Annotated in this window: 7 protein-coding genes; 1 reads left to right on the top strand and 6 read right to left on the bottom strand. The window is 53.3% G+C overall.

The features are described from left to right. Together ACETWG_13485 and ACETWG_13480 are read right to left on the bottom strand one after the other, a co-directional pair. Nucleotides 1-634, bottom strand: a 634-nt coding sequence (locus ACETWG_13485; GenBank protein MFB0517596.1) for a hypothetical protein, incomplete at its 3' end; no start/stop codon positions are given. An 80-nt stretch (nt 635-714) separates the two neighbouring features. Next, nucleotides 715-1,716 carry a FlgD immunoglobulin-like domain containing protein gene (locus ACETWG_13480; GenBank protein MFB0517595.1) on the bottom strand — a complete coding sequence of 334 codons (1,002 nt, stop codon included), beginning with the start codon at nt 1,714-1,716 and terminating at the stop codon, nt 715-717. A gap of 461 nt (nt 1,717-2,177) precedes the next feature. On the opposite strand from ACETWG_13480, the gene ACETWG_13475 reads away from it, so the two are divergent. Next, complete coding sequence (locus ACETWG_13475) at nt 2,178-3,329, top strand: hypothetical protein (GenBank protein MFB0517594.1); 1,152 nt, start codon at nt 2,178-2,180, stop codon at nt 3,327-3,329. A gap of 318 nt (nt 3,330-3,647) precedes the next feature. Here the strand turns inward: ACETWG_13475 and ACETWG_13470 are convergent, their stop codons facing one another. From ACETWG_13470 to ACETWG_13455, 4 genes are all read right to left on the bottom strand, one after another. After that, nucleotides 3,648-4,436: an ABC transporter permease gene (locus tag ACETWG_13470; GenBank protein ID MFB0517593.1), complete on the bottom strand. Its 789-nt coding sequence runs from the start codon at nt 4,434-4,436 to the stop codon at nt 3,648-3,650. A 3-nt stretch (nt 4,437-4,439) separates the two neighbouring features. Continuing rightward, nucleotides 4,440-5,414: an ATP-binding cassette domain-containing protein gene (locus tag ACETWG_13465; protein MFB0517592.1), complete on the bottom strand. Its 975-nt coding sequence runs from the start codon at nt 5,412-5,414 to the stop codon at nt 4,440-4,442. 3 nt (nt 5,415-5,417) lie between these two features. Beyond that, nucleotides 5,418-5,666 carry an AbrB/MazE/SpoVT family DNA-binding domain-containing protein gene (locus ACETWG_13460; GenBank protein MFB0517591.1) on the bottom strand — a complete coding sequence of 83 codons (249 nt, stop codon included), beginning with the start codon at nt 5,664-5,666 and terminating at the stop codon, nt 5,418-5,420. Nucleotides 5,667-5,785: 119 nt separating this feature from the next. Then, nucleotides 5,786-6,256 carry an Ig-like domain-containing protein gene (locus ACETWG_13455; protein ID MFB0517590.1) on the bottom strand — a complete coding sequence of 157 codons (471 nt, stop codon included), beginning with the start codon at nt 6,254-6,256 and terminating at the stop codon, nt 5,786-5,788. Nucleotides 6,257-6,408: the final 152 nt, after the last annotated feature.

Below are 6,408 nucleotides of genomic sequence, written 5' to 3'. Positions count from 1 at the left end.
CACCGGTGGTATCCCAGATGAACCAGTCGTATACGGCTCCGTAGGTATCACCACCACCATCGCCGAAGCGGAAGTACTTGTCAGTACTGCTTGCCGGTGATTTTGCAGCCAGAATGGGTGTTGCCGCCTCATCGAGGTAGACCTTGAGCGAGTCATTCTTACCGGTAAATCGGTAGATGTGCCAGACGGTGGCATCGATCGCCGCCGAGACCTCTGCCTTATCGAATACGATCGAGGTGCCGTGGTTCTGGGTGGTGATGCGATCCCGGTAAGCACCGTCATAGAGGTACACGTCGATACCGCGGTCGAACAGGGAAGTATCCAGGGCGACGGCCCGGAACACCACGGTCTGCCCGTTTGCCGGATCGCCGCCGATGGTCTTTTTCCACATTTCCTTGAATTCGGCCCCCATGTAGTAGCTATCAACCCGGATCAGCTTATTGCCCGCAATATCCGGATCGGGGATGACCGTGGTGATCTCGGAAACACCATCGCCGTGGGTGGCGCTGCTCTCGCTCCAGCCGATATCCGCAGGTAGAAGACTGCCATCAAGTACATCCCACTGGCCTGCCGCTGTGGTTAAGCCCAGGCTAAGGGATATGATAAGCGCGTATATTAACATACTCTTCCTCATGAGATCCTCCTTATTTAGGTAATGTATGCGGAATTGTGCCACACTCTCTGCATGTTATTATTTTATGGCCCAATCCCTCTCTATTTGATTAAAAGCATCTTCTTTATGGCCCGGTAGGAACCGGTATCCAGCGAATAGAAATATACGCCGGAGGGCATACGTTGCCCCTGACTATCACGGCCGTTCCACTGCACCTGATATGTTCCCGGTTGTTTCGTCTCATTGATCAGGGTGTTCACAAGACGACCCGTCAAGTCGTGGATAGTTAAACGAACTGAAGCTGCTTCACTTACTTTATACTGAATCTCAGTCGCCGGGTTAAACGGATTGGGATAGTTCTGGCTTAGTTCAAAGTTCTGGGGCTGCAGCTCTGCTCCTTTAACACTGATCGCTTCTATACCAGTCAAGCTATCAGGTAGCGGCGTCCCCGTACCTGGAGCATAAGCACCGGTAGTGTCCCAGGCGAACCAATCGTAGAGAGCACCGTACAGGTCGCCACCACCATCGCCAAAACGGAAAAACATACCGATTTCCTCGGTAGAGGTTGATGCCCCAGACAGGTATGAGAGCGGATCATCATCGACATACAGTTCGAAATAATCGTTTATCGCTGTCCAGCGAAAGATATGCCACTTGGTTACGTCGATAAATTCTTCAATACCTTGCTTATCGAACTTCACCTTCGTGCCTTTCAACTTCGAGATCAGTCTCTCTCTATAGGTCCCGTTATATAGGTATAGATCGAAATCGCGATTGAAGGTTGCCGTATCCAAGGCCACGGCCCTGAACATCAGGGTAACACCAGTGACCGGATCTCCGCCAATCTCCTTTCTCCACTGTTCCTTAAAATCCCATACTTCGGCTTGTGTATCAACCTTGACAAATTTCTCACCCGGATTGTCGGGATCATCCACTACCCAGGTAACCTCTGAGACTCCGTCTGGAGTCGTGGCATTGTCTTCAGTCCAACCAGCTTCAGCCGGGATTATGTCGCAATCGAACACCTCCCATTGTGCCGAAACGCTGACTAGTCCCAGAGAAACCATGACGATAATAGCTTCCAGTAGCACTTTTCTCCTCATATGGTCCTCCTTTCGTTTGTTAAGAATAACAATAACAAAAAGTTAAAATCCGTAACGGTATCCAGTACCTGTGCATAACTGTTGGTAGAAATAGAATGGGGACAGTAAATTGGTGCGGCAGATAGTATACCAGCCCATCTGGCTCCGGTTGAGATAGAAATTGACAAAATAAGTCCTGAATTAGTGACAAAGTTATACCGATAGGATATATTATAGTGAGTGAATAACCGTGAAACACAGTGAACAACAGTAATTTCAGATGTTCACAGGTGCTCTCCAGCACGGCGGGTGAAGCCATTTGATAACAGGATGTATCGATCGCCCCGCGGTGGGCAACACTGTGATCAACATGCGAGCTAAGTAGGGACTACCGATTCTCCATAGCATGAAGAATGACTGACGACTCCGTCCATCAGAAGGTCATCGATAAGATAATTGAGAGCTCGGAGTTCTGCAATTCCTTGACCTACGCCCAGTATCTGAAATATCTGTTCGAATCAACTGTCGCCGGAACGGCACCCAAGGAAACTACGATCGCGATTGAATTCTTCGGAAAAGGCGCCGATTTCAATCCGGCGGAAGATACCATCGTTCGTTCACATACCTATCAGCTAAGAAAGAAGCTGGAGCGCTACTATTTCACCGAAGGCAAGAACGACAAGGTTCGGGTAGTCATTCCCAAAGGGCATTATGAAGTCAGCTTTATCCAGAAATCAGAGGCTATTACTTCCCCGAAATACCTGCTCAAGTACATCCGCAAATATTACGCGACCTTTATAATCGTTGCGCTGGTCATCACCATCACTGCCCTCGCCGTATATATTCAATCGATCCGCACCCAACTTGATCGTTACTCCGTCATTGAGCCGGATGACTATGTCTGGAATGAATATATTCACTCCCAGCTGCCAATTCTCGTTGTCCCGGGAGATCATTTCATTTTCGATCTATATAGCAATGAATATCAGAGACAATTCACCATTCGCGATATAACCATTAATTCCAATGAGGATCTTGAATCGTTCAAGTCACAGTTCCCCAATCATAATGTTATTTCTCAGTCAGAACCCTATTTCCCCTATCATAGTATCTGGAGCCTGCCACCAATACTTTCACTTCTTCATTCAGTCAATCAGAAGCCGATACTTAGGAAGTCGTCGGATATCAGTCCCCAAATATTAGATGAATACAATATTATTTTCGTCGGCAGTATCAAATGCCTGTATGCCTTAGGGTATACCATGGCGAGTTCTAATTTTGAATTCGAGATTACACCGCACCGGGTGGTCTACACACCACCGGACAGCACAGAACAGCTGCAGTTTGAGACAAACTTGCACTCGACCGGTCCAAATGAAGATCTTGTATTAGCGTTGAAACTTCCAGGTCCTGCTGATAATACCATTCTCATTATTGCGTCCTATTCCTCTCTAGGGGCACCTGAAATATCGAATTATCTTACAAACTCTGAGAATAACAAACAGTTAAAACAGATGTTTGAGGAAAAACTCGGTTCCGCACCCGACTACTTTGAAATACTCTTCCGCGTCGTTGGGATCGATAAGACGGCTTATAGCACCGAAATCCTCGTATATAATGAAATCAAAAAATAGCAGTCGCTCTATTCTCCTGCCCTCGGATCGACCATGTGTAGCTCATGGTGGAGAATAGAGTTGATGGTATCGGGCGGCAGTAAACAGTGTGCCCCTGCTTGGAGGCAACTGGTGCATTTGTTCGAGGTCCTTTGTGGTTTGAAGTGAATATAAGTGATGAGTATAGAAAACAATCTTGCTGGGCCTTATTTCGTCTGGAAATGAAAGTGCCGGGGGCAGGACTGAATCCCGCTGTAAGCGAGGGAATCCAGCTGTAGGCGGGGCGAATCCGCACAGCCTGATTGGCCGGGTCCGGTCCCGTCGGATCGACGCCAAGCTCTACTGCCTCCGGTTGAACGCTGCCACCGACGCCCCGATCATCACCACCGCAAAACCTACCATGAACAGGACATCGTTCGATTTGGCGTGGAGCACGATCATAGTCGCCACGGAAGCCGGCATCTCGCTGCCCAGCAGGACCTGCCGGAACACATCCACGCCGTAGGTCAGCGGATTGACGCTGGACAGCCCCACCATCCACTTCGGCACAGCGGTTAGCGGAAAGAACGCCCCGGACAGGAAGAACATGGGAAAAAAGAGCAGTTGCATCACCAGGCCGAAGCTCTCGGTGGTCTGCATCAGGGAAGCGATCAACAGCCCCATCCCCGCGATGGAAAACGCCAGCAACAGCATCAGCCCAAACAGTTGGATGATCGCGACAACGTGGATGGGCACCCCGATCAGCGGTGCCAGCACCAGCAGGATCAGTGCCTGAGTGGAAGCGATACTGGTAGCCCCCAGTGCTTTGCCCAGGGCAATGGCCGTCCGGGAGACCGGCGCTACCAGGATTTCCTTCAGAAAGCCGAATTCCCGGTCCCAGACCGTCGAGACGGTTGAGAAAAACGCCACCCCCATGACGCTCATGGCGATGATACCCGGATACATGAACTTCACGTAGTCAATGCCGAAGTTACCTGCCGCCAGTGTGCGCTGGAGCCCGGCCCCGAAGATCACCAGAAACATCAGGGGCTGCACCAGGGTGGAGATGATCCGGGGTTTTTCCCGTACATAGCGGATGATCTCCCGCTGCCAGATGGTGAGAATCGCCTGAGTGAAGTACGAGGGCATGGACTATGTTCTCCTCCTTTTACGCATCCGCTGTCGCAGCCGGTCCTTGCCAGAGGCCTCCTCTTCCCGGATCGTCCGGCCGGTTAATTGCAAAAAGACGTCTTCCAGGGTGGGCTTGCGCAACTCGACCGCGTCAATAGGCGCCGTTACGTCCCGGAACAGTTGGGGCAGAAAGGTCTCCCCGTTCTGCACTTCCAGCTGCAGCGCCCCGTTGGATTCCTTTACATCCCGCTGATAATGCTGAACCAACTCTTCCCGCAGCCGGTCCCGCTCTCGGCTCACCAGCCGGACGATATCCCCGCCCATCATGCTTTTCAAACCAGCCGGGGTGTCCAGCGCTACGACCTCCCCGTGGTCGATAATGGCAATCCGATCGCAGAACTCCGCCTCGTGCATATAGTGGGTGGTCATGAAAATGGTTATGCCCTTGTCATGCTTCAGCTTCAGGATGTAGTCCCACAGATGAGCCCGGGTCTGGGGATCCAGTCCCAGGGTTGGTTCGTCCAGAAAGAGTACCGCCGGGTAGTGGATCAGCCCTCGGGCGATTTCCAGCCGCCGCTTCATGCCGCCCGAAAAGGTCTTCACCAGGCTGTCCCGACGCTCGAGCAGGTCCACCAGTAGTAGCACTTCGTGCACCCGCCGCTGATAATCCGCAGGGGATACCCGGTAAAGCCGGGCATGGAACCGCAGGTTCTCCTCCGCTGTCAGGCGCTCATCCAGCGAGGGGTCCTGAAACACCAGACCTATGGACCGGCGCACTTCATTCCGCGCCGTCAGAATGGGATACCCGTTGATCTCCGCCTCCCCTGCGGTGGGGGTTAGCAGGGTCGCCAGCATGTTGATGGTGGTGGATTTTCCCGCGCCGTTGGGTCCCAGGAAGCCAAAGATTTCCCCCTTCGCCACCTCGAAGGATACTTGGTTCACTGCCACCAGCTCGTCGAAGTGTTTGGTGAGTCCCCGAGCCGCGATGATCGCCATTGGTCAGTCCCTTCCCTGCTCGACCACCCGGCGGATCACCTCCAGCCGGTCGGACAGTTTCGTCGCCAGTCTCTCAACGGTGGACAACCGAACGACGGACAGCATGTCCGGTCCGGCGCCGAAGATGAGCAGCTTCTCGCCCTTGCCGAGGTTGAGGGTTTTGCGGGCCTCGGCGGGGATCACTATCTGTCCCCGCTCGCCCAGCGTGGCCGTACCGTAAAAGGTTGCGTGTTTGCTGCGTTCAGTAACCATAAGTATTCACCTGAGATTCATATAAGTATGAAATACATGACAGGTTCAAAGTTACCCCTAGACCGGGAAGGTATCAAGCCGCTGGCCACCTCCAACCGAACATACTGTGAGGTAAAGATTCAGCTCGCCAGCCCCGCCACCTGGCCCTGGATGCGGCCGACCGGTATCTTTCCACCGGTGCTGAAGACCAGCTGGTAGGACTGGGGGATACTGTTATTCTGGTAGTCGCGGATGCCCCGCTGGAGGGTAAGGACGCAGGTACGGCCGGTCTGGAATGGTTCTTCGGGGCGGATGCGGATGTGTCGGCCCCGTACCCGGACGCTGAAGGGGATCTCCGGCGTAAGCACCACCGAGCCGGGGACCGATACTGGGTCCACCAGTTCGTGGAAGGTGATCTCGATGTCCTGGTCAGGCTCCAGGTCCGGAGTGCCGCTGGGGGCCTCTACCAGGATGACACGCGGTCCTTCAGTATCCAGCGGGCCGCCGGTGGGGGGATTCTCCGCGGCACAGTGCCAGAGAAAAACGGCGCCTGCCAGCAAAAGTAATCCCCGGGGATGCAGACGCACAAAAGGCAGTATAGCACGCGGCATGGCGGGCCGAAGTTGCGGTGCTTAAGGCTGGCCGGGCAAGGGGAAAGGGACGCCCGGAGGATGGACACGGCTGGGAATAAGGACTATTGACTACATCACCATCGGCAGGCGGCCCGCAGGAGGGCGCTACTGAAGCAACCGCCGCAGCGATA

It is taken from the genome of Candidatus Neomarinimicrobiota bacterium (assembly GCA_041862535.1).
GTDB lineage: Bacteria > Fidelibacterota > Marinisomatia > SCGC-AAA003-L08 > TS1B11.
This window is presented reverse-complemented; position numbering and strand designations above follow the sequence as displayed.